Below are 24,154 nucleotides of genomic sequence, written 5' to 3' on the forward strand. Positions count from 1 at the left end.
GAGTAAGTTAGCCACCCCGCCCTTTGAGCTCATTTTTTTGGCTAGCTGGCTGGCTTGATCGAAGCGTTTTAAAATGCGGTTGATCTCAGCCACTTCTAAACCTGCCCCCAAAGCGATGCGTTTTTTACGACTCCCATTTAAGATACTGGGGTTATCCCGTTCCTTAGCTGTCATGGAAGCCACCATCGCCTTAATTTTCTTGATCTCAGCTGAGTTTTCTAGATCGGTGTTTTTGAGTGCTCCGGCGACATTGCTAAGTCCGGGGATCATGGACACCAGCGTGCTGATCGAGCCTAATTTTTTGATTTTCTCAATTTGTTCTAAAAAGTCGTTAAACCCAAATTGCCCCTTTTTGAGCTTTTTAGAAAGTTCCTTCGCATCTTTGGCATCAATCACGCTAGCGGTTTTCTCTGCCAAACTCACAATATCCCCCGCCCCCATGAGGCGGTTTGCGATGCGATCGGGAATAAACACATCTAAATCAGGGATTTTCTCGCCATGCCCAATAAAGCGTAAGGGAATCTGTAGCTGGTAGGCAATGCCTAATGCCACCCCCCCCTTAGAGTCGCTATCAAACTTGCTTAAAATCACCCCACTAAGCCCTATTTCTTCATGGAAGGTCTGTGCGCTGCGCACGCCATCTTGTCCGCTGAGCGCATCGGCGACATAAAAGGTTTCTAAGGGGTTGAGCACCTCTTTGAGGGCTTTAAGCTCTGCCATCAAGGGCTTATCAATGGCTAAACGCCCCGCACTATCTACAATCATCACATCAAATTGCCCCTCTAGGGCGCGCTTTAATGCCCCCTTAGCAATCTCTATGACCGAGCCTTCTTGCCAAAAAACTTCGGTTTCAATCTGCGCACCCAAAACTTGTAATTGCTCGATGGCTGCCAAGCGTTCTAGATCGCACGCCACTAAGAGGACTTTTTTATTACGGGTTTTGAGGTAGTTAGCCAATTTGGCACAAGTGGTGGTTTTACCCCCCCCTTGCAAACCACACATCAAAACAATGGTCGGGGGTTTGGGGGCAAAGACAAACCCGCTAGCCCCGCTAGGCACGCTCAAAATCTCTAACAAACTCTCTTGCAGCGAATCTAAAAATTGTTGTTTGCCAATGCCCTTAGTTTTGGTCTTGATCTCAATGTTTTTGACCAATTCCTTAGCGACCTTGTGATGGACATCGTTTCTGAGCAGGGCTTTTTTGAGCTCATCTAAAGCCTTTTCAAGGGCTTTTTGATCATCTTGAAAGCGGATTTTGCCTAGCGCATTTTTAAATGATTGGGTGAGGGTGTCAAACATGTTTTTCCTTTATCAAGCTTGCAATAAGCGTAGTTCTTTTTGGATTTCTGCTTCTTTGTGGGTGATTGTAGCCAAGCGCGCTTGCAGACTCTCTAATAACTCTTTGGGGGCTTTGGCTAAAAAATGGGGGTTATCTAGGTTGAGCTTGGCTTTTTCTTTGGCGAGCTTGTCTAGCTGGGCTTGTAAGCGTTTGGTGAGCGCGCTCACATCAATCCCGCTCAAATCCACATGCACGCTCACCAATTCGCCCACATCGCTTAAGCTTTGGGCGGGCTTTTGATCCACCATTTGGACAGAGGCGATCTTAGAGAGTTTGGCAATTAAATGCAGGGCTTGTGGTTCTAGGGGGATTTTGCTTTGCACGCAGGCTTGGGTAATGGGCGTATTGAGTAAAATTTTAATCCGCCTTAGGGCGATGATTGCCTCTTTAATGGCATTAAAACATGCCTCTAGTTGCCAATCTTGTTGGGTGTCCTTGGGGTAGGCACTCAGCATAATCGAGGGGCTTTGCTCTAAGCTTGTCCCACTTAGAGATTGGTAGAGATATTCGGTGTTGTAAGGCATGATGGGGTGTAAGAGTTGCAAGCCTTGCTTGAGGATACTAACCAGTTCGCCAAAAACTAGGGGCGCATCGCTACTTTGCTTATAACCCTTAGAAAACTCCACAAACCAATCGCAAAACTCGCCCCACAAAAAGCGGTAAAGCAAAGTCGCCACATCATTAAAGCGGTATTGTTCTAAGGCTGTGCGCACCTCTTTAGTGGTGGCATTCAGGCGCGATTGTGCGTAGCGCCCTAGCATGGTGGTGGGGTGCTTGGGCGTGTGGGTTAAATCCCCCCCCACCTCGCTTAAATTCTTGGCTAAAAACAAGCTAGCGTTATAGAGTTTGTGGGTGAAATGGCGTGCTTGGGTGATGCTATCCTTGCTTAGGCGTAAATCCCGCCCCTGCACGCACAACATCGCCAAGGCAAAGCGCAGGCTATCGCTCCCCTCTGTGTTGATGATCTCTAGTGGGTCGATCACATTACCCTTAGATTTGCTCATTTTATTGCCATGTTCATCACGCACCAAAGCGTGTAAATAGATGTGCTTGAAGGGCAATTTGCCTAATAAACTCTCCCCAGCCAACAGCATGCGCGCCACCCAAAAGAACAAAATATCAAAACCAGTTACCAATACACTATTGGGGTAAAAATCTTGTAAATCTTGGGGGTTAAACTCGGGCATATTCTCTTGCCCCCAGCCCAAAGTGCTAAACGCCCAAAGTGCCGAGCTAAACCAAGTGTCTAGCACATCGCTATCTTGGCTAAGTTGCGTGTTGTTGCAAGTGGGGCATGTGGTGGGGTTTTCCACGCTGGCAAATTGATGCCCTTGAGCGCAGGTGAAAATAGGGATGCGATGCCCCCACCAGAGTTGCCGGCTAATGCACCAATCGCGTAAATTTTCCATCCACGCATTGTAATTATTGCGCCAATGGGCGGGGTAAAAGGTGCTTAAGCCCTGCTTGACTTTCTCAATAGAGCCTTGCGCCACTTCCTTTTTTAAAAACCATTGTTTGGAGATATAGGGCTCAATGGGGCTATTGCATCGGTAGCATTTACCCACTTGGTGGGTGTGCTCCTCAATTTTTTCCACAAAACCTTGTTTTTGCAAAGCCTTTACAACTAAGGGGCGTGCCTGCAGGCGATCTAAGCTAGCAAATTCCCCAGCTTGCTGATTAAAAATACCCTTTTCATCAAAAACCACTAGGGGTTTTAGCTGGTGTCTTTGCCCCACTTCATAGTCATTGGGATCGTGAGCGGGGGTAACCTTGACACACCCACTCCCAAAATGTGGATCGACATAGTCATCAGCAATAATGGGGATAACACGCCCCTTTAGGGGTAAAATTGCCCTTTGCCCGATGAGGTGTTTATAACGCCCATCTTCAGGATTCACCATTAAAGCCACATCCCCAAAAAGGGTCTCCGGGCGCGTGGTCGCCACCAACACAAAGCCCCCTTGCTCTAGGGGATAACGCAGATGGTAAAGCTTGCCTAGTTCCTGCTCGTATTCCACCTCAATATCGGCTAGTGCGCCATCTTTGCAACACCAATTGATCATGTAAGTATCTTGCACGATCAAGCCTTGATCAAACCAAGTTTTAAAGGCGAGTTTGACCGCTTTTTCCAGCCCGCTATCCATCGTAAAGCGCAGGCGATCCCATGCACATGAGATTCCCAAACTTTGGAGTTGATCCACAATGGCATGCGCGCATTGTTCTTTCCACTCCCAAACCTTCTCAATAAAGCCCTCCCGCCCGATCTGCTCTTTGCTGATCCCTTGGGCTAAAAGCTGTTTTTCCACCACATTTTGGGTGGCAATCCCGGCATGATCCAAACCGGGTTGGTAAAGCACGCTATAGCCGTCCATGCGTTTAAAGCGCGCCAAAATATCTTGTAAGCTCATGGTGAGCGCGTGCCCGATGTGGAGGCGACCGGTTACATTGGGCGGGGGCATCATGATCGCAAATTTCTTAGATCGATCCGGGCACACCCCAAAATAGCCCCTGCTTTTCCAGATTTGGTAGTAAGTTTGTTGCCAAGCCAAATCAAAGGGGGGGAAGTCCATTACATGTCCTTAGTTTCTGCTTATTTTATCTTAAGCTCTCTTTGGATTTTCTAATCTTTGCTAAAATGGGGGTTTTGAAAGGATGTTGTATGGAAATTACAGAAGTGAGTGCTTATGAGGTGCTGGATAGCCGAGGACAGCCCACACTAAAGGCGTTGGTGGTGCTCAGCGATCACAGCATGGGGCTAGCCATTGTGCCTAGCGGGGCGAGCACGGGCAAAAACGAGGCGTTGGAATTACGCGATCAAGATTTAGGGCGTTTTTTAGGTAAGGGGGTGTTGCAGGCATGCGCGCATGTGAATCATGCGATCCAAGAAGCCCTAGTGGGGCAAGACCCCTTTAACCAAGCTAAGATCGATGCGATCTTGCTAGGCTTGGACAATACGGCTAATCTCTCACGCTTAGGGGCGAATGCCACTTTGGGCGTGTCTTTGGCAGTGGCGCGGGCGTGTTCGCGATCGCTACACATGCCTTTATACAACTACTTAGGTGGGATCAACGCACACATCTTACCCACGCCGATGCTCAATATCATCAATGGGGGCGCGCATGCCAATAACCGCCTAGACTTCCAAGAATACATGATCATGCCCTTAAAATTTGAAAGTTTTAAGGAGGCATTGCGTGCTAGCGTGGAGGTCTATCACCATTTAAAAAAGATGTTGGCTGAGTCGCATTTTAGCGTGAGCGTGGGCGATGAGGGCGGGTTTGCGCCCGATTTTCAAAACAATGAGGAGCCTTTGGAGTGGATTTTAAGAGCCATTGAAAAGGCAGGCTATCTACCCGAGGAACAAATTGCCCTAGCCCTAGATGTCGCTAGCAGTGAGCTTTACAGCCAAGAGGGGCGTTATGAGCTAAAGAGCGAGGGCAAGGTTTTAGAATCGGGTGGGCTAATTGACTATTATGCCAATCTGCTCCAAAAATACCCCATTGTCTCCATCGAAGATGGCTTGGCTGAGGAGGATTATAGTGGGTGGGCGGAACTCACGCAAAAACTCGGGCACAAGGTGCAATTAGTGGGCGATGATCTCTTTGTAACCAACCCCAAACTTTTACAACAAGGCATTAAACAACACCTAGCCAACGCCATTTTAATCAAGCCCAACCAAATTGGGACATTATCCCAAACCTTAGAAACCATACACCTAGCCCAAAAATCGGGTTATGCCTGCGTGATGAGCCATAGAAGCGGGGAGAGTGAGGATACCTTTATCGCCGATTTTAGCGTGGCGATGAACACCGGACAGATTAAAACCGGAGCCCCCACAAGGGGCGAGCGCACCGCTAAATACAACCGCCTAATTGAGATCGAAAAGGCAACTCACGGGCAGTATTTGGGGGCAAAGCTATTTGAGTGCGACTAAGATTTGGCTTGTGGGCTTTATGGGGAGTGGGAAGAGCACGCTGGGGGCTTTGTTGGCTGAAAAATTAAATTGGGGGTTTTTAGATGCTGATGTTGCCATTAGCCAAGAAATAGGCATGGATATTGAGGCGATTTTTTCTCAATACGGGCAGGATTATTTTAGGCAATTAGAGGGGGGCTTAATAACACGCATTAGCCAGCACCCAACGCCCCTAGTGATCGCCACCGGGGGGGGCATGCCCATTTTCCACCCCTTAAAGGGCTTGGGGGAAATCATTTATTTGCATGTGGGTTTTGAGGTGATCTTAGAGCGTTTAGAGCAAGATAACAACCCCCGCCCGCTATTTGAAAACCCCGCCCAACTCCACGCCCTCTACACCCAACGCCACCCCCTCTATGCACGCATGGCGACCCACACCATTAATGCCAACCAACACCTGCCACAAGTCTTAAACCAACTCTTAGGGCTTGTATCAAATATCCACAAAAACTAAAGGCTAAAGCCCTCAAGGCGCAAAAGATTTACTAGATTGGCTATAATCAAATTTATAAACCAAAATAAAGGATTCGCATGGGTTATGGGATTTTGTTACACACACCCAAGAGTTTAGAGGAAAAAGCCATCCATTATTTACAGGACCTCTTCAAAATGCATGGCAAGAGTGTCGCTTTATTCGCACCGGTAGGGGATTGTGAGAATTTTCAGGCAGTCTGTGGCTTGGGCATTTTGGAGGTGTTAGAGAGGCTGGCTAAACAAGATGAGGGAGTTTTTAGCGACATTTTAGAGATTTACCAAAATTTGGCTACCCACCATGATTATGTCGTGGTGGTGGGCTCTTGTTTTGAGCCCTTACAAAGTTTTGATTCACGCTTACTAGACAGCATTGCCCAACACCTTAATTTGGTCGTGGTGAATGCGTTTTTGCCTAACCCCAACTTAGCCGCTGCAATCCAGCTAGCCCATGCCAGCTTTAAAAAGGCAGGTTTGTTAAATCCTTTGAGTTTGCTTGAATTAGATTTGACCCTAGAGATTCCGGGCTTGGTGCTGGCTAATCTCAACACTCAGCCCACAAAAGATGCTTTTGAGAGTTTAGAACAAGCCAACTCCACATGTGTAAGCCCAGTGTGTTTCCAACATAGCCTTTTGGTCCGCGCGAAACAAAATGTAAAAACCATTGTTTTACCCGAAAGCCAAGATGAACGCATTTTAAAAGCCGCGCATGCCATTTTGCAACTGGGGGCAGCTAAGATTATCTTATTAGGGCAACCTGATAAAGTTTGCCAAGATGCTAAGAAATTAGGGTTGGATTTAAAAGATACCCCCATCCTAGACCCTCACACCTCCCCCCTCACGCAGCAATTAGCCCAAACCCTCTACACCCTACGCCAAGCTAAGGGTCTGAGCTTAGAGCAAGCCCAAGAGCTTATTAAAACCCCGACCTATTTTGGGACCATGCTGGTTTATAGCGGGCATGCTGATGGCATGGTCTCTGGGGCGACCCACACCACCGCTGAGACCGTGCGCCCAGCACTGCAAACCATTAAATTACTCCCCGGGGTGCAAATTGTCTCTAGCGTGTTTTTCATGTGCTTAGATACGCAAGTCTATGTTTTTGGGGATTGCGCGATTAATCCTAACCCCACCAGCGCAGAACTTGCCCAAATTGCCCTAACCTCTGCCACGACTGCCAAGAGTTTTGGCTTTGAGCCTAGAATTGCGATGCTCTCTTATTCTAGCGGGACCTCTGGCAAGGGCGTAGATGTGGATAAGGTCGCACAAGCGGTGCAGATGGCGCGTTCTTTGGATTCCTCTCTGCTCATTGATGGTCCCTTGCAATTTGATGCGGCTATCGATCCCAAAACAGGGAGCAAGAAAATGCCCGGGAGTGCGGTAGCTGGGCGGGCTAATGTCTTTATTTTCCCCGATTTAGATGCGGGCAATATCGCCTATAAGGCAGTGCAACGGACGGCTAAGACTTTAGCCATCGGTCCTGTATTGCAAGGGCTTAAAAAGCCGGTGAATGATCTAAGTCGGGGGTGTTTGGTTGAAGATGTGATCAACACCATTATCATGACCGCCATCCAGGCACAAGGATAAGCCATGCGAATCTTAGTTTTAAATTTAGGCAGTTCCTCTATTAAGTTCCAGCTTTTCAACATGGATAAAGGTATCGTCTTAGCTAAAGGTTTGGTCGAACAGATTGGCGAGGAATATGGGCGCATTAAAATCAACGCCCCGGGCGGGCATGTGTGCATCCAAGATCGCCTCCACATTAAAGACCACGAGGAGGGCTTGTTGCAGGTCCAAGAGGTGCTTAAAGAACTGCAGATTTTACGCAATATCGAGCATGTAGATGGCGTGGGGCACCGCGTGGTGCAAGGGGGGGATTTGTTCATCCAGCCCACTTTGATTGATGATCGGGTCATGGAACACATTGAAAGACTCTGCCCCCTAGCCCCCTTGCATAACCCGGTCAATCTAGCCGGGATCAAGGCTTTAAAAAAGCAAGTGCCCAATCTCCCCCAAGTAGCTGTCTTTGATACCGCCTTCCACCAAAGCATGCCCGCCCATGCCTATGTCTATGCCCTGCCCTACCACCTTTACGAGCAACATAAATTACGCCGCTATGGCTTCCATGGGACCTCCCACCACTTTATCGCCCAAGAAGCCGCTAAGTTTTTAAATATTCCCTACGAACAATTTAATGCCATTTCTTTGCACTTGGGTAATGGCGCGAGTGCATGCGCGATTCAAGGGGGTAAAAGTATTGATACCTCCATGGGCTTAACCCCCTTAGAGGGCTTGGTGATGGGGACACGCTCGGGGGATATGGACCCAGCCTTGATCGAATACATCATGGAGCTAACCCATAGTAACATCAAACAAGCCACCAACATGCTCAACAAACAAAGCGGGCTTAAGGGGGTGTGTGGGGACAATGACATGCGCGGGATTGAGGCGATGATTGAAAAGGGCGATGCCAAAGCCAAGCTCGCCTTTGACATCTATGCTTACCGCATTAAAAAATATGTCGGGGCTTATGCCTTTGCTTTGGGGCGTGTGGATGCTCTGCTCTTTACCGGGGGTGTGGGGGAAAATTGCGCGCGTCTAAGAGAGGCGGTGTGTGTGGGCTTAGAAAATTTTGGCATTTGCCTAGACACAAAAGCCAATGCGACCCCCAAATCGGGCATTGCCACCCTAAACGCCCAATCTAGCGGGGTAGCGATCTTGCGTGTGCCCACCAATGAAGAATTAGCCATCGCCCAACAAAGCGCACAAGTGATTTTACAAATGCGCCAAAAATCCCATTAAGGAGATTCACATGGATAAATTGCATGCCCTAAAATCTTATTGGCAAGCTTGCGTTGCGTTCTTGTTCTTGAGTTTGCCTTTAGGGGCAGAGTTTGTTGATGAGAGCAATGCCAAAGTGCGTGCCTTGCTCCAAGAGGGCGACACCTACGGGGAACATGCCCCAGAAAATGCCCTGCGTTTTTACAAACAAGCCAGTGATTTGGGGAGCGTGCGGGGCAGCGAAATTGTGGGTGAGGGCTACCTCAATGGGGAGGGTGTTAAAAAAAACGAGCCAAAGGCGCGTTTTTACTTTGAAAAAGCTATCCAACTCGATCACGAACAAGGTGGGAGCGGGGTCAGTGATGGGGCGTTGAATGCACGCATGCATTTGGCGATGATGGATGTTGATGCCCCCGATCCAGCAAGCCAAGCCCAAGGTTTCCACATGCTCCAAGAAGTCGTGCGTGATCTCAACAAGCAACCCAAAAAACCCTCTTTGGACCTTAAAAATATCACCAACTTCCCCGAAAACTCATGGCAGCGCATCGCCCTCTCAATCGCCCTATACCATTTGGGTTATTACTATGAAATGGGGAAGGGCACGCCCAAAAATCCCCAAAAAGCCCGTGCTATTTACCAAAAGGTGATCCAAGCCAAGCTTTACACACAAGGAGCCGCTCAAGCGCGTTTAAAGCAAATGCACCCCTAATGCAAATGTGCTATAATCACGCCCATTTTTTGTGAAAAGAGAGGAAAATATGCAAAAGATCAAAAAGGTAATCGGTTTTTCATTGTTGTCATGCATGCTGGTTAGCCCTTTGCTAGCCAAACCCTATGAAATTGACAAAGCCCATACCCGCGTAGGGTTCAAGGTGAAACATTTGTCAATTAGCTATGTAACGGGAGATTTTAAGGATTATAGCGCAGTGGTGGATTTTGATCCGGCTAGCCATACCTTTAAAAAGTTGGAGGCTGATATTAAGGTTGCCTCTGTGGATACGGACAACCAAAACCGCGATGCCCATTTGCGCACCGATGATTTTTTTAAAATGGAGAAATACCCTGAAATCCACTTTGTGATGGAGAAATACCAAAAAATCAATGCCCAACATGGCGAGGTTGAGGGCACACTCAACATTGCTGGGGTAGCCCACAAGGTCAAGCTCAAAGCCGAGATTGGCGGGGTGATCAAAACAGATGAGGGCAAGGAAAAAGTGGGGTTTTCCTTGAGCGGCAAAATCAAGCGATCGGATTTTAAATTCGCCCCCCAAATGGGTAATGCCAAGATTGGCGATGTGGTTACCTTGAATATTGAAGTCGAGGCTGCCCAAAAATAGCCCGTGCAACTCAATTTAGAGCAACAGCAAGCCACACAAGCCCCTTTGGGGCATAACCTCATCATCGCCTCAGCAGGCACGGGCAAGACCTCCACCATTGTGGGGCGGATTTTACACCTCTTAGCACAAGGGATCAACCCCCAAGAGATTTTGCTTTTAACTTTCACTAATAAAGCCAGCATTGAAATGAAAGAGCGTTTAGCTCTCCATAGCGCGCATGCCCAAAATATCCAAGCAGGCACTTTCCATGCCTTAGCTTTGCGTTATTTGAAGCAAAAATATCCCGATTTGACCCTCAAACAGCCCAAAGAATTGCATGTCTTGCTTAGGAGCATTGCAGAAAAGCACAGCCCATCTAACCAAGAGGGCTTTTATGCGCCCCAACACCTCTACAATCTCTATTCCCTCTACACCAACGCCCAAAGTGCTTTGGATTTTAGCGCATGGCTGGCCAAACGCAACCCCGATCAAGAGGATTTTGCCCCCTATTATGAGGACATCTTAGAGCAATTTTGCGCCCTCAAGCGCGCCCACAACTACATGGATTATAATGATTTGCTCTTGCTTTACCGCCAAGACATCGCCCCCACCCAGCACTTTGCTGAGGTCTTATGCGATGAATACCAAGACACCAACCCGCTGCAAGATTCGATCCTAGATGCCCTCAATGCCCCCAGTCTTTTTTGCGTGGGGGATTATGATCAGAGCATTTACGCCTTCAATGGAGCCGACATCTCTATTATCAGCAATTTCACCCACAAATACCCCAAAGCGCGTGTCTTCACCCTCACTAAAAATTACCGCTCATCCCAAGCCATTTTAAATCTAGCCAACAAGGTCATCGCTCATAACCCACGCATTTACCCCAAGAGTTTAGAGGTGATGAAACCAACTAACCCCTCCATCCCCCAAGTCTTTGGGTTTGAAGAGTTGCTTGCACAATATAAAAACATTGCACGCCATATCGCCCAAAGGGGGCATTATGAAGAGGTCGCCATCTTATTCCGCAATAATTCAAGTGCCGATGGGTGTGAGGCTTCTTTAAGAGAGCTGGGTATCCCCTCTAGGCGTAAGGGGAGTTTGGGTTTTTTTGAGAGTAAAGAGGTGCGTTTGATCTTAGATGTGTGCGCTTTTTTAAGCCATGGCAAAGACATGGTTGCCACCATGCAGATTTTAAGCTATGCCCCGGGTGTAGGCAGTGCCCTAGCCCATGAGATTTACCAAGCCTTGCAAACACTAGGTCTTGGGGATAGCCGCCAAGGCTTGCTAAACCCACAGGGCAAAAACCCCTACCCCACTAGCGCTAAAATGGGTTTATTTGGGGAGGTGATCGCCCAAGAAAACACCATGCGTTTTGAAAACTTAAGGGCGGACTTCCAACAACACCCCATTCTAGCCCACCCCAAACTCACGCCCCCAAGCGCGCACTTTTTAGAAGGCATGTTTGCCCTAGTCAAAGGGCATCAAAACACTTCTAGCGCGCAAAGTTTGGGCCATATCATCGCCACAGCGTGGTTTAACAATATTTTAGAGGGCTTGGCTAGGGAGCGTTGCAAAAACAAAGATGGGAGCCTAGATGATCGCCGTTTTGATCTAGCTAAGGAAAAGATCATGCGCAAATTAGACCTTTTGGTTAAACTCGCCCAACCCTATGCCAGTTTGAAGGACTTTTTACAAGCCATGGTTTTAGGTTCTAGGGAGGCTGTGGAGGGGAGCGGGGTGCATTTGCTGAGTGTCCATGCCAGTAAGGGGCTAGAGTTTAAAGAAGTGTATGTGATTGATTTGATGGAGGGGCGTTTCCCCAACACCAAATTAGCCAAACAGGGGGGGAGCTTGGAGGAGGAGCGGCGTTTATTCTATGTCGCCACCACGCGCGCTAAGGATCATCTCTACTTGTGCTATGCCAAAAAAGACGACAAAAAAGCCAAAAACTATGAACCTTCGCGTTTTTTAAAAGAAGCGGGTTTAATCAACTAAAGGAATGTTATGCCATTTATCAATATCAAAATCACCCAAGAAGAGGGGCAACCCACCAAAGAGCAAAAACAAGCCTTGATTGCAGAGGTTACCCAAGTGGTCGCCAAAGTTTTAAAGCGTGATCGCATCGCTTCTACGGTAGTGATCATTGAGGAGATCAGCACCGATAATTATGGTCTAGGGGGGCAGAGCATCACGCAGGTGCGTTGCAAGTCCGATCAGGGCTAGGATATTTTTACTGAGGGGGCTTATTTTTTAGATAATCTTAAAAAGGTTGCCCACGCTTCTAGTCTAAAAATCTCAAGGGGTGTTTTTTAGATGGACACCCCGTATTACTTTCTTCATTTTTTCAATAAATTATAAGGTTCTATGCTATAGAATGCATCTAGTATTACAAAATTGCATAGGATTAATAAATGAGATTTTCCAATAAAATTTTTGGTGTTTTTTCTATAAAAAATCGACCAAAAACAAATACAAATCCTTGTCTTTTTTCACACGCTTTTTGTATTTTAAGTGCAGTGGGGGCAGATGCCCTCTTGGCTGAAGAGTCGCATACCTTGGGTAAGGTTACTACTCTGGGCGAGCGCACCTTTGAGTATAACAATAAAATGTATATTGAGCGTAAAGAATTGCAACAACGCCAAAGCAACCAAGTCAATGACCTTTTTAGGACTCGGGCGGACATCAATGTCGCTGGGGGCGGGCTGATGGCGCAAAAAATCTATGTGCGGGGCATGGAAAGCCGTTTGCTTAGGGTAACTATTGATGGGGCAGCCCAAAATGGGAATATTTTCCACCATGATGCTAATACGGTCATCGATCCGGGCATGCTCAAAGAAATAGAGGTGATTAAGGGGGCAGCTAGTGCCTCTGCAGGGCCGGGCGCGATTGCAGGAAAAATGGCGATGGAAACTATCGGGGCTAATGACTTTTTACGCAAGGGGCAAACTTATGGGGGCAGTGCTTCAGCGAGTTTTTACACCAACTTTGGGATGCGTTTTAACACCATTGCGGCTTACCGCGCGGAGAAATGGGACATTTTGGGCTATTACACCCACCAAAATATTTTTTATTACCGCGATGGGAATAACCTGATGAAAAATCTCTTTAATCCGACCTACGACCTTAATAACCCCTTTGCAAGTGATAAGGTGATTGGCAGCCCTAGCGAACAAAACAATGTCCTACTCAAATTTAACGCCTACTTCAACGATAAGGACAGCTTAACCATTAGCTACAACATGACTCGTTACAATTCAACTCGTTTGTTGCGCCCCAACACCACAAGCGCGCTCAGCAAGGCTAATGACCCGGGCACCCAGCCCGCCCCCTTTGTGATCAGCTTTGGTAAAGAGCTAGCCCACACCATCAACTCTAATAATAACCTTTCTTTCAAGTTTAACCACGATGGTGGGGATACTTTCAATCAGCCCAAAATCACTTCTACTGCCTTTTTGAGCGTGCGTAACGGGCATTATAATCCGGTGAATAATCCCTTTTTGCCTAGCTCCCAAGAGCCCACCAATCAAGATTATATCGCCAATGTGCAAGACTGGTGCCAAGCCAATCAAAGCCAATGCACGAAAGGGACAATCACACCATTAGCAACGGGGGGGTATGACATCACGGCTGGTGGTGGTGGAACGCAATGGATTCCCAAATACCCCGAATACGACATGGCTCCCTCATCAACTACGGCTAATGACTGGACTTTGGGCAATGCCGATGCGGAGGGGACTTTGGAGCGCAATATTTATTTAATCAACTCTGGGGTGAATGTCAAGGTCCAGCACCCCATTAGCGCAGACTATGGGAATGTCTTTGAATACGGCGCAATTTACCAAAACTTGAGCGTGTTTTCGGGCTTGCCTAGAGGGAGCAATGGGCTTTATAAAGGCAATGTCAATCCTAATGACCCCACTGGTCCGGGCTTGCCCTACCGCCATTATTATGTCGATCCGGGCACAGAATACCAGCAAAACATGAGCTCACCCAATGTGGTCTATCGTGGCTTGCCCCAAAATTCCTATGCCATAGGCAATATCATCGGGGGTTATATACAAGCCAACTATAATTTCTTAAAAAACCTTATCGTGGGGGCGGGCACGCGTTATGATATTTATCTTTTAAAAGACAAGAATGGGCAAAACCATTTGACCTCTGGTTTTAGCCCCAGCGCGACCATTTTATATAACCCCATCGATTCTTTGGGCTTGAAAGTGAGCTATGCCTATGTAACCAAAGGTGCTCTGCCCGGGGATGGGGTGTTGATGCGCGATCCTAGCGTGATTTACCAAAAGAACTTGAAACCCACCATCGGGCAGAATGCGGAATTTAACATTGACTATAACAGCCCTTATTTCAATGTGCGTGGGGCGGCATTCTACCAAGTGATCAATAACTTTGTTAATTCCTACGGGCAGGACACTTCTAAAAATGGGGGTGGGAACGCCACAGCTAAAAACTTAACGGGTAATTTGCCCCAAACCATCACGATTTTTGGGTATGAGCTCAGCGGGAATGTCCGCTATAAGGGCTTTGTGGGGACTTTCTCTTTTGCGCGCTCATGGCCGACCGTGGCTAACCCCTATGGGAAACGAGGGAGTTATGACCTGCTAGCCGATACCTATGCGCTGGCTGCCACCTATGGGAATGTGGTTATTCTAAAGGCTGACTACACCTTCCAAAGAGCCGGACTCACCCTGACATGGCTTAGCCGCTTTGTTACTAATATGTATTACAATGGCTATAGCATTTACTATCCGGGTTATGGCACGATGAAAATCCACAAACCCGGCTATGGGGTGAGTAGCATTTTTGTCAATTGGTCGCCCCCTCATGGACGCATGAAAGGTTTGCTCTTGAGCGCAGTCTTTAACAATATCTTCAACAAGCAGTATGTCAATCAGACCTCTGTTTGGCAAGCCAGTGCGGACGCACCCCATGATGACATGATCGCCACAGCCGGGCACATCCGCATGGCGCTCCCAGAACCCGGATTTAATGCCCGTTTTGAGATTTCCTACCAATTCTAAGATTCTTTATAGCATTGTGGGGGCACGCCCCCAATTTATCAAGAGCAAGCCCTTACACCAAGCCATTCTAAGCGATCCCTATTTGGATTCAAACACCACCTTACAAGAATTTTTGATCCACACCAACCAACATTCTAGGGCAGATATGAGTAATGCCTTTTTTAAAGAGTTGGATTTGCCCCCACCCTTGCACACCCTCCCCCAAGCCCCACCCAATCTCACGCCCCTAAAACACATTGCTTTCATGTTTGCCAAACTCAAAGAGTTTTGCCAAATCCAACGCCCCGATTATATTGTGGTCTATGGGGACACCAACTCCACGCTGGCTGGGGCGTTGTGCGCGCATAGCCTTAAAATCCCTCTAATCCACATTGAAGCGGGCTTAAGAAGTGGGGATTTAAGCATGCCCGAAGAGCGCAACCGCATTTTAACCGACCAACTCAGCACGCTTTTATTTTGCCCCACGCCCAGTGCTTATGCATGCCTAAAACAAGAGCAACGCTTAGGGCAAAAAATTTATTTTAGCGGGGATGTGATGTTGGATAATGTGCGTTTTTTTGCCCCTAAAGCCCACCCCCCCAAACCCCCCTTTGAGCCCAGTAAAAAGCCCTTTATCTTTGCCACTTGGCACCGCGTCAGCAACATTGACAACATGGACAACTTGCAAAGCATTTTTAAGGCTTTAGAGTGTTTGGCTCAAAATATGCCCCTTTTTTTAGCCCTGCACCCCAGAACCCAAAACGCCCTAGCACAATGTGGCTTGTCCTTTAAAAATGTCTCTTTGTTGCCCCCATTATCCTACTTAGAAACCCTCTATATGCTCACTTATGCGCGCTTGGTGCTCACAGATAGCGGGGGGTTGCAAAAGGAAGCCTGCTTTTTGGGGACTCCGGTTTTGGTGATGCGGGAGAATAGCGAGTATCCCGAATTATTAGAGGGTGGGGGGGCGATCTTGGTGGGCACGCATGCAGACTTGATCACCCGCAAGGCTCAAGAGCTTTTAACCAAAGGTCAAGCTAGTTTTGCTAACATAGATCATTTTGGCAAGGGTGCAAGTGCCCTGCATATTTTACAAGTCATCAAGGAGCATGCATGTTATTTGGGATCATCGGGGTAGGGGGGTTTGTCGCCCCCAGACATATCAAAGCCATTTATGAGACCGGGCATGTGCTCGATTGTGCGGTCGATGAACATGACAGCGTGGGAATCTTGGATCAATATTATTTGGATTGCGAGTTTTTCACCAGTCTAGCCGACCTGCACCAGTATTTACAAGATTGCAAAGCCCAAAATAAATTTTTAGATTTCATAGCAATCTGCACGCCTAATTATTTGCACTTCGAGCACATTGAATTTGCCCTCTCACATGGGATTCATGCCATTTGTGAAAAGCCCCTCGTGTTAGACCCCAATGAGTTAGATGAGATCAAGGCTTTAGAGAAAAAATATAACCGCCGTGTTTTCAACATCTTGCAATTACGCACCCACCCCAATATCATCAACCTTAAAAATAGCATCCAAGCCAGTTTGCAAGAAGACCCCAGCAAGATTTACCACATCTCTTTAACTTACTTGGTTTTGCGTGGGAAGTGGTATTTTAATTCTTGGAAGGGCGATGAGGATAAAAGCGGGGGGCTAGCCACCAATATTGGGATTCATTTTTTTGATATTCTCTTGGATATTTTTGGGGGCGTGGTGGATAATGCGGTGTATATCCATGAGCCTGATTGTATCGGGGGGCTTTTGAGCTTAGAGCATGCGCGGGTTTCTTGGTTTTTGTCCATCAATCCGGGTAAATTTGGTTTGCAACAAACCGGGGCTTATCGATCGCTGGTGCTGGAGGGTAAGGATGTGGATTTTAGCAGTGAATTTGATAGCCTGCACACCAAGTGTTACCAACAAATCCTCAATGATGAGGGTTATGGCGTGGATGTAGCCCGCCCAGCCATCGAACTAGCCTCTGTGATTCGCCATCTGAGCCCTTCCAAACCCGATGAAGATTGCCACCCCCTATGCCACAAGGCTTTGTGTTGTGAATGAGATTCACCCCAGCGCCTTTATCCACCCCTCAAGCTACCTAGATGATCCAATCAGCATCCAAGAGGGGGTTAAGATTTGGCATTTTTGCCATTTGCTTGGGCACACCTACATCGGGGCGCATGTGAGTATGGGGCAAAATTGCGTGGTTGGCCCTAGAGTTTCTATTGGGGAGGGGAGCAAGATTCAAAATAATGTGAGTTTGCATGAGGGGGTGGAGTGTCAAGATCATGTTTTTATTGGTCCTAGCGTGGTTTTTACCAATGTGCTAAGACCTAGGAGCTTTATTAAAACCCCCCCATCGGCTTTTGTGCCCACCTTATTAAAAACTGGGTGTAGCATTGGGGCTAATGCCACGATTGTTTGCGGGGTGAGCATTGGGGCTTATGCCTTTGTGGCTGCTGGGAGCGTGGTGACTAAAAGCGTCCCTGATTTTGGCATGGTCAAGGGGAACCCTGCGCGTTTTGTAGGCTTTGTGGATAAGGCATTAAAGCCCTTAAACTTTGTGAATAACCGGGCACAAGATAGTTTTGATGGGAGTGTCTATATTTTAGAAGATCAGGCTGTGCGCCTGCTTGAGTCTTGAGCCTTTGGATTTTTACAACTTAAAAGCCCTGCACCAAGAACACGCCCTAGAGATTGAGGAGGCGTTATTGCAAGGGGCACGCAGTGCCCAATACATCTTGGGTCAAGAAGTGGCGCAATTAGAGCAAGCCCTAGCCAGCCATGCGGGCTTTGCCTTTGCTTTGGGGACTTCTAGTGGGAGTGCCAGCCTGCTTTTAGCCTTTTTGGCTTGTGGGATCACAAGGGGTGATGAGGTGATCACGCCTGCCTTTGGTTTTATTGCCGCTGTTGAAATGCTCTTGCTCTTGGGAGCTAAGCCGGTTTTAGTGGATATTGATCTAGCCACCTACCAAATGGATAGTTTGTTAATTGAGCGTGCAATCACCCCCAAAACAAAAGCCATCGTGCCCCTAAGTTTATTTGGTCTAGCCAGCGATCGCCACGCATTAAGCCAGATTGCTAAAGCCCACAATCTCTTTTTAATTGAAGATGGGGCGCAAAGTTTTTTAGCCCCCTATGAAGGGTTGGGTAAGCCCGATATTTTCACCACCAGTTTTTTCCCCACCAAACCATTAGGTTGTTATGGCGATGGGGGTGCGATCTTTTGTGATGATGGCGATCTTTATGACAAACTTAAAGCCCTACGCATCCATGGGCAAAAGGGCAAATACAACCATTGCTATCTAGGACTCAATGCCCGCTTAGACGCCCTGCAAGCCTGTATTTTAAAGGTCAAGCTCAAGCACTATGCTAACCACCTCAAAGCTTTGCAAGCCCAAGCCCACATTTACCACCAGCTCTTAGAACCACTGGGCTTACAACTCCCCTTAGATAGAATCGACTCTGATCACTCCACCCGTTTTAATATTTATGCCCAATACCCCATCTTGCACCCCAAGCGCGCTAAATTGATTGCTAAGCTGACCCAAGAGCATATCCCCAGCGCGATTCACTACCCCAAACCTTTGCACCACCAAGCCCCCCTAAAGCATTTGGATTATGCTGATCGCCACTTCCCTAATGCCTTAAGAGTTTGCCAAGAGATTATCAGCCTGCCTTTAAACCCCTATCTGACACGCTTAGAGTTAAAGAAAGTCGCCCAAGCGGTGGCAGATGTTTAAAGAAAATCCCACTCTAGGCATTTTGGGCTTGGGCTTTGTGGGGTTGCCCCTAGCCCTTGCCTTTGGGCAGCATTTTAAAACCATTGGGTTTGATATTTCTAGCCAACGCATAGCAGAACTGCAAAATGGGTATGATCGCAACCAACAAGCCAGCCAGCCAGATTTTTTAAAGGCACGCTTGTTACAAATCACATCTTGCCCCCAAGATTTGAGCGGGGTTGATGTCTTCATTATTGCCGTGCCCACACCGGTTGATTTGCACAACCAGCCCGATTTGAACATGCTTAAAAACGCCTCTTTGCTAGCTGGATCGCATTTGCAACAACAAGGCATCGTGATCTATGAATCCACCACCTACCCGACCTGCACGCAGGAATTTTGCGTGCCTTTGTTGGAGCAAGCCAGCCACCTGCGTTATAACCATGATTTTTTTGTGGGCTATTCTCCTGAGCGGATCAATGTGGGCGATGCGCGCCCCTTAAGCCAGATTGTTAAGATCACCTCCGGGAGCACGCCAGAGAGTGCGCGCTACATTGACCAGCTCTACCAGCGCGTGATCTGCCAAACCCACCTCGTTAGCTCTATTGAAGTGGCTGAGAGCGCTAAGATTTTGGAAAATACCCAAAGAGATTTAAACATCGCCTTTATCAATGACATGGCAATGCTCTTAGATCGCTTGGGGGTGAATCTCTACGAAGTGCTGGAGGCGTGCCAAACCAAGTGGAATTTTGTTCCCTTTATTCCGGGTTTGGTGGGCGGGCATTGTATCAGTATTGATCCTTACTACCTGAGTTTTTTAGCTAGGCGGGTGCAACATGATCCAAGCCTCATTGAGGCTAGCCGCCAGATCAACAACGCCATGCCTGCCTTTTTAGCCAACAAAATCGCCAAACTCTTGCACACCCACCAACTATCCATCCAAAAAGCCCGTGTGTTGATCTTGGGGGCGAGTTTTAAAGAAAATTGCAATGATTTACGCAATTCCCAAAGTTTGGTGCTCAAACAGGAGTTAGAGAGCTTGGGCTGTGGGGTGGATATTTACGATCCACTCATTGGCTTTGAGGACATGCAAGCACTTTTTGCCAGCACTGCCCTACAAACATTACCCCAAGAACCCACCTACCATGCCGTGATTTTGGTGGTTGCGCACCGCTGTTTTGCAGATTTGGATTTATCAGGGGTGTTATTAGATCAAGGTTTCATCTATGATCTCAAGGCTTTTTTAAAACGCCAACCTTGCTTAGACATCTACACCCCTTAAAACATGCTAGAATGGAGCAAAAAGGACAGGCATGCAAATTGATGATGTGTTATTAGACAAACTCGCCCAACTTTCCATGTTGGAACTCCCCCAAGACAAACAAGCTCTCAAGCAAAACCTAGAGGAAGTCTTGGGCTTTATGGATAATCTAAACACCCTAGATTTAGAGGGTATTAAGAGTTTAGAGACAGAGAGCACGCCTCTAAGAGAGGATGTCCCTTTTTGCGATCCCACTATCCCACAAAGCATTTTAAAACACGCCCCCAAAGCCCAAGAGGGCTATTTCATCGTGCCCAAGATCATTGAAACTTGAGGGGGGCAATCCTTTGGTATTGATCCTAAAACCCCTAATGGTGGGCTATTCTAGGTCAGTAAAGCCAAAACCGATTATAAAAAATGGCTAGATCAGAGTCAAATATTACTTGTGGCAGTTACGCAAGAGTTCCCAGCATATCCCCCATGTGTAATTCACAAAAACCACAAAGTCTCGGTAAGTCTTATAGCCTCTGATTGTGGGGATACGCACGCCCACCTCCAATCCATTGGCGATCTTTTGCCATTTAATGTTCTTGTTCCATTTGTAGCTCCCATTTAGAGCCCTTGTATAGGCGTATGTGAAACGCAAACCCACATTAACCATAAATTGGAAGTTGGCATAGGAGTGATGGGGCAATTTCCAAACGCTCCCCCCGCCCGCTCCCCCCACAAAGCCCCCAAAAGTCCATGTGGCATTATCTAAGAAATTAAAGAGCAGATCAAAAGCACCCCCTGCAAAGTAAGGTGTTGTGCTTGCCAAATTGGCGGTTAAAAAGGGCACAAAAGTGCACCCCAAAAGGGCTACTCTTGGCACAATGGGACTTACCCCTAGCTTTTTTTTGGCATAAAAAACTCATCCAACCCATTTCGACATCGCCCCCATAAAAATGTCCTTTACTATTGTGTTGGAGTGTAAAGGGTGCATACTGGAAACCGCCCCCTAAAAAAATACCTGAATCCCCAGCTCTTAGGGGCACGAGGTTCCATGTTATTAAACTGGTCAAAAGCCATACTAGGCTAAAATTCCGTTTGTGTAGTTTTGTGATCAACATGATTTAAAACACTTCTTTGAAATTTTAAAAATGATGTGCCCTAACCTACAAGAAAAGAACAAAGAGAAGGCTTAAACTTGATGTGTTTGATAAACCCTGCAAAATCTAAGAGTATAGATTGTTGGCTATTCTGAAACAAAAGGTTGGGCAGTTAGGATATGGAACACTTTTAGCTTTCTTGCAATACCCTAATTGATAACAAGGAGTCTTATGGTTTTTAAAATCAAAATAAAGAGTTTGGTGCTCTCCGCATTAATGGTGGTGGGTGCCGCTCAAATTGCCCAAGCAGGCGAGAAAAACGGCTTTTTTCTAGGGCTTGGCTACCAACAAGGTAAAGGTGGGGGAGGCGAATACAGGAAAGCCCTATCGAGCGGATTCCCTCTCTATGGTCTAAGTGCACAGGTGGGGGGTGTGGGTTTTGCCAATAAATGGTTTGGCGGGCAGGTTTATGCTTTCTTTGATTGGGACAATAGTGCTCTCTTTGATGATTGGCGCATTTGGGAGAAGTTTGGGAAGAAACCCACTGGGGGCAAATGGGATGTTTATGCCTATGGTGGGGCTGCAGATATGATTGTCAATATCATCCCCGCAGATTCCTTTGCTATTGGTCTAGTAGGTGGTATCCAACTAGCGGGCAATACTTGGAGCTACAATAACTTTTCTCATAGCGGTTTCCAGTTTCTTTTTAATGCAGGTGGGCGAATCCGCTTTAAAGAACATGTAGCTGTCCAAGCTGGAATCAAATTCCCCATGATCCCCCAAAGACTCACACCAGAAATCAAAAGTATCAGACGCTATGTGTGGTATGTCAATCTGAACTATATTTTCTAGGGCGATCTCTAGAAAATGTTTGGGGAGAGGGCTTTAATGGCAATTCTCCCGCTCAATGAGCAATCTTTGAAACCACCACACAAAAACCACCACGCCGTCCACTGTGGCGATAAAGGCTAGGGCAACCGGCGTATTTGAGGTTAAACATGGCTTGTGTCTTTGGGGATATTGCAAGTTAGAGGAGTTTTTGTTAAAATAAAACCGCCCCTAAAAGGGGGCAAACCATAAAAAGAGGCTTGCTATGCGACGCAAAGCTAGCAAAAACCCTATGCGTGCATTTTACCAGCCACGCCGTAAAGCCCCTAGCTTTAGCTATGGGGATATAAGGCTAGCACAAGCATGTCTGTTCTAATATTTGTGTTGCAATCNNATGGGAGAGTATGTCAATTTGAGTTCTCTTTTTGGGGGCTTAAAATTATCGTCAAATTTGAGCGATAAAGGCGTGTAGCAGAGTTCCCCGCCCATGGCGGGGTTTCCCCTTATAGGTTGTTTTGCTCTTTTCACCTTATCCCCCAAAAGATTTCATTTTTGATAGTCCTTAACACAAATAACCCACCCACACAAAAGCCCATCAAGAGCATAAAGAAGTAAGGCATATACTCCTTAAGTGCTAGACCCAATAAGGCAAAATCAATTGGGCGACCATCACACAAAGAGGCTCTAAGTTCTTTATTTCGTTCCAAATAAACACCACGCAAGAGGAATTTACAAGGCAAAATACTATGGGCGAGAGATTAAACGAGCGCATGCCTTTAGTGCGGTTTCATAGGTTTATAGGAACGGGTCTAGCACAATTTTAAAGTCTGCTTTGAGCTCTTGGAGTTGGTGCAGCATTTGGAGTAAGGGGGGTGTTAAGCTTGCGCTCAATAAAATTTCATAGCGGTAAAACTTGGCGATCTTGGCTATGTTTGCAGGACCTGCCCCTAAAACCTGCACGCTGGGGGGCAAGATCGATTCGATATGTGCCAGCACAGCCTGCATCTTTTCTTGAGCCTTGGGCTCACTAGATGCGCTAAAGGTCAGCTGGGCTAGGCGTTTGAAGGGGGGGAAGCTTGGCACGCGCATTTTAAGTTCCTCTTGCAAAAACACTTCATAATCTTGAATATAGGGGCTCAAAAAGGCTTGGTTGCGTGTTTGGATCAAAACCTTACCCTTGTCTTGGCGCGCACTGCGCCCGGCAATTTGGTGCATCAAGCTCACCCCTTGTTCAAAGCTGGCATAACTCCCATTGTGCAAGATTTCATCTAAACCCAAAATAATGGCCAAATTCACTTTGGGGTAATCATGCCCCTTGGCAATCATTTGCGTGCCAATCAAGATGTCTATTTCTTGGGCTTTGAGCGCATCTAAGATGTGCTGGATTTGGGTGTTGGTGTGGGTGTGATCCTTGTCTAAAATGCCTATGTGGGCATGGGGCAGGAGTTCTTCTAATTCTTTTTTAATCTGCTGTGTGCCCATGCGTTTGCCTTGCAATAAATCATGTTGGCAGTTAGGGCAGGTGTTAGGAATTTTTTCACTGTGTTGGCAATAGTGGCAACGCATGCATTGATCTTTGAGGTGCAAACTCATATTCACACTGCAAAAAGGGCAACACACCCCCTGCCCGCACGCTTGGCACAAGAGTTTTTTGAAATGCGCCCGAGTGGGCACAAAGATCATGCTTTGTTGCTTATGATCCAAAGCCTCTTGCAAATGCGCGCATAAAAAGGGGGTGATTGCGCTGTTGTGATCTTCAAAGATGATTTCTTTATGCGTGTCAAAAAAACGCCCCTTTAAACGCACGAGGTGCTGGTTTTTTTGTGCGATGTAGTAACTGCGCAAACTAGGAGTGGCTGAACCTAGGATCACTTGGATGGGCATTTTAGTGGAGAGATAGAGGGCGCTGTCGCGGGCGTTGTAGTATGGGGCTTGGTTGGATTTGTAAGAATGATCATGTTCTTCATCGATGATGATGATACCTAGATTTGGCATGGGCAAAAAGAGCGCGCTTCTTGTGCCCACCACGATACGCACTTGCTGGCGGTGCAGTTTGTTTAAAAGCTCTGCTCTTTGTGCCGGTTTGAGTTTGCTATGCCACAAGCCCACCAATGATCCAAAGTTGCTTAAAAGCGTGCGGTAAAGCTGGGGGGTTAGGGCAATTTCGGGGAGCAATAAAAGCGCGCTTGAGCCTTCTGAAAGCTTGTTGGCGATCAGATGGGCGTAAATATGACTCTTGCCACTGCCTGTATCCCCAAAAAGCAGGGCTTGTTTGAGGGGGCAGAGGGCTTTATAGGCTTTTTGTTGGGCGGGGCTTAGTGGGATTGGGCGGGGCTTAATGCTCTGGGTGTGGGGTGGGG

At 47.2% G+C, this 24,154-nt stretch carries 20 protein-coding genes; 16 read left to right on the forward strand and 4 right to left on the reverse strand.

Features of this window, described 5'->3' with window-relative positions:
- Together ffh and C5684_RS03910 are read right to left on the reverse strand one after the other, a co-directional pair.
- Positions 1–1,299, reverse strand: a 1,299-nt coding sequence (gene ffh / locus C5684_RS03905; RefSeq protein WP_104639475.1) for a signal recognition particle protein, incomplete at its 3' end; no start/stop codon positions are given.
- A gap of 12 nt (positions 1,300–1,311) precedes the next feature.
- Positions 1,312–3,909, reverse strand: a complete 2,598-nt coding sequence (locus C5684_RS03910; RefSeq protein WP_104639476.1) for a valine--tRNA ligase — start codon at positions 3,907–3,909, stop codon at positions 1,312–1,314.
- 89 nt (positions 3,910–3,998) lie between these two features.
- Between C5684_RS03910 and eno the strand changes: the two genes are divergently transcribed.
- From eno to gatC, 15 genes are all read left to right on the forward strand, one after another.
- A complete protein-coding gene (gene eno / locus C5684_RS03915) occupies positions 3,999–5,273 on the forward strand; it encodes a phosphopyruvate hydratase (RefSeq protein WP_013890915.1) in 1,275 nt (424 codons plus the stop codon).
- On the forward strand, positions 5,260–5,766 hold the full coding sequence (locus tag C5684_RS03920) for a shikimate kinase (RefSeq protein ID WP_013890914.1): 507 nt from the start codon (positions 5,260–5,262) through the stop codon (positions 5,764–5,766). The genes eno and C5684_RS03920 overlap by 14 nt, the downstream gene beginning before the upstream one ends.
- A gap of 77 nt (positions 5,767–5,843) precedes the next feature.
- Positions 5,844–7,370: a phosphate acetyltransferase gene (gene pta, locus C5684_RS03925; protein ID WP_104639477.1), complete on the forward strand. Its 1,527-nt coding sequence runs from the start codon at positions 5,844–5,846 to the stop codon at positions 7,368–7,370.
- Between the two features lie 3 nt (positions 7,371–7,373).
- Positions 7,374–8,585, forward strand: a complete 1,212-nt coding sequence (locus C5684_RS03930) for an acetate kinase (protein ID WP_104639478.1) — start codon at positions 7,374–7,376, stop codon at positions 8,583–8,585.
- A gap of 10 nt (positions 8,586–8,595) precedes the next feature.
- On the forward strand, positions 8,596–9,273 hold the full coding sequence (locus C5684_RS03935) for an SEL1-like repeat protein (RefSeq protein ID WP_104639479.1): 678 nt from the start codon (positions 8,596–8,598) through the stop codon (positions 9,271–9,273).
- Positions 9,274–9,331: 58 nt separating this feature from the next.
- The gene (locus C5684_RS03940; RefSeq protein WP_233708651.1) at positions 9,332–9,901 is read left to right on the forward strand and encodes a YceI family protein; all 570 of its coding nucleotides are present in this window, start codon (positions 9,332–9,334) and stop codon (positions 9,899–9,901) included.
- Positions 9,902–9,904: 3 nt separating this feature from the next.
- Positions 9,905–11,878: an ATP-dependent helicase gene (locus C5684_RS03945; RefSeq protein WP_104639481.1), complete on the forward strand. Its 1,974-nt coding sequence runs from the start codon at positions 9,905–9,907 to the stop codon at positions 11,876–11,878.
- Positions 11,879–11,887: 9 nt separating this feature from the next.
- A complete protein-coding gene (locus C5684_RS03950) occupies positions 11,888–12,106 on the forward strand; it encodes a 2-hydroxymuconate tautomerase family protein (RefSeq protein WP_104639482.1) in 219 nt (72 codons plus the stop codon).
- Positions 12,107–12,294: 188 nt separating this feature from the next.
- Positions 12,295–14,916 carry a TonB-dependent receptor domain-containing protein gene (locus tag C5684_RS03955; RefSeq protein ID WP_104639483.1) on the forward strand — a complete coding sequence of 874 codons (2,622 nt, stop codon included), beginning with the start codon at positions 12,295–12,297 and terminating at the stop codon, positions 14,914–14,916.
- A complete protein-coding gene (gene wecB, locus C5684_RS03960) occupies positions 14,885–16,033 on the forward strand; it encodes a non-hydrolyzing UDP-N-acetylglucosamine 2-epimerase (protein ID WP_233708649.1) in 1,149 nt (382 codons plus the stop codon). Before C5684_RS03955 ends, wecB begins: the two co-directional genes overlap by 32 nt.
- A complete protein-coding gene (locus C5684_RS03965; RefSeq protein WP_104639484.1) occupies positions 16,009–16,956 on the forward strand; it encodes a Gfo/Idh/MocA family protein in 948 nt (315 codons plus the stop codon). Before wecB ends, C5684_RS03965 begins: the two co-directional genes overlap by 25 nt.
- Positions 16,949–17,539: an acyltransferase gene (locus C5684_RS03970; protein ID WP_199764487.1), complete on the forward strand. Its 591-nt coding sequence runs from the start codon at positions 16,949–16,951 to the stop codon at positions 17,537–17,539. Before C5684_RS03965 ends, C5684_RS03970 begins: the two co-directional genes overlap by 8 nt.
- A complete protein-coding gene (locus C5684_RS03975) occupies positions 17,529–18,638 on the forward strand; it encodes a DegT/DnrJ/EryC1/StrS family aminotransferase (protein WP_233708650.1) in 1,110 nt (369 codons plus the stop codon). The genes C5684_RS03970 and C5684_RS03975 overlap by 11 nt, the downstream gene beginning before the upstream one ends.
- On the forward strand, positions 18,631–19,899 hold the full coding sequence (locus C5684_RS03980) for a nucleotide sugar dehydrogenase (protein WP_104639487.1): 1,269 nt from the start codon (positions 18,631–18,633) through the stop codon (positions 19,897–19,899). Before C5684_RS03975 ends, C5684_RS03980 begins: the two co-directional genes overlap by 8 nt.
- A gap of 31 nt (positions 19,900–19,930) precedes the next feature.
- Positions 19,931–20,212 (forward strand): Asp-tRNA(Asn)/Glu-tRNA(Gln) amidotransferase subunit GatC, encoded by a 282-nt coding sequence (gatC, locus tag C5684_RS03985; protein WP_013890902.1) that lies wholly within the window; start codon positions 19,931–19,933, stop codon positions 20,210–20,212.
- A gap of 105 nt (positions 20,213–20,317) precedes the next feature.
- Here the strand turns inward: gatC and C5684_RS03990 are convergent, their stop codons facing one another.
- Complete coding sequence (locus C5684_RS03990) at positions 20,318–20,716, reverse strand: outer membrane beta-barrel protein (protein WP_158306688.1); 399 nt, start codon at positions 20,714–20,716, stop codon at positions 20,318–20,320.
- Between the two features lie 481 nt (positions 20,717–21,197).
- Here C5684_RS03990 and C5684_RS03995 point away from each other — a divergent pair, with 481 nt between their 5' ends.
- Entirely contained in the window at positions 21,198–21,818 is a 621-nt protein-coding gene (locus C5684_RS03995; RefSeq protein ID WP_013890899.1) for an outer membrane beta-barrel protein, read from the forward strand.
- A 771-nt stretch (positions 21,819–22,589) separates the two neighbouring features.
- Here the strand turns inward: C5684_RS03995 and priA are convergent.
- The coding region (priA, locus tag C5684_RS04010; RefSeq protein WP_104639489.1) for a replication restart helicase PriA at positions 22,590–24,154 on the reverse strand (1,565 nt) is incomplete at its 5' end.

It is taken from the genome of Helicobacter bizzozeronii, assembly GCF_900196775.1.
Taxonomy (GTDB): Bacteria; Campylobacterota; Campylobacteria; order Campylobacterales; family Helicobacteraceae; genus Helicobacter; species Helicobacter bizzozeronii.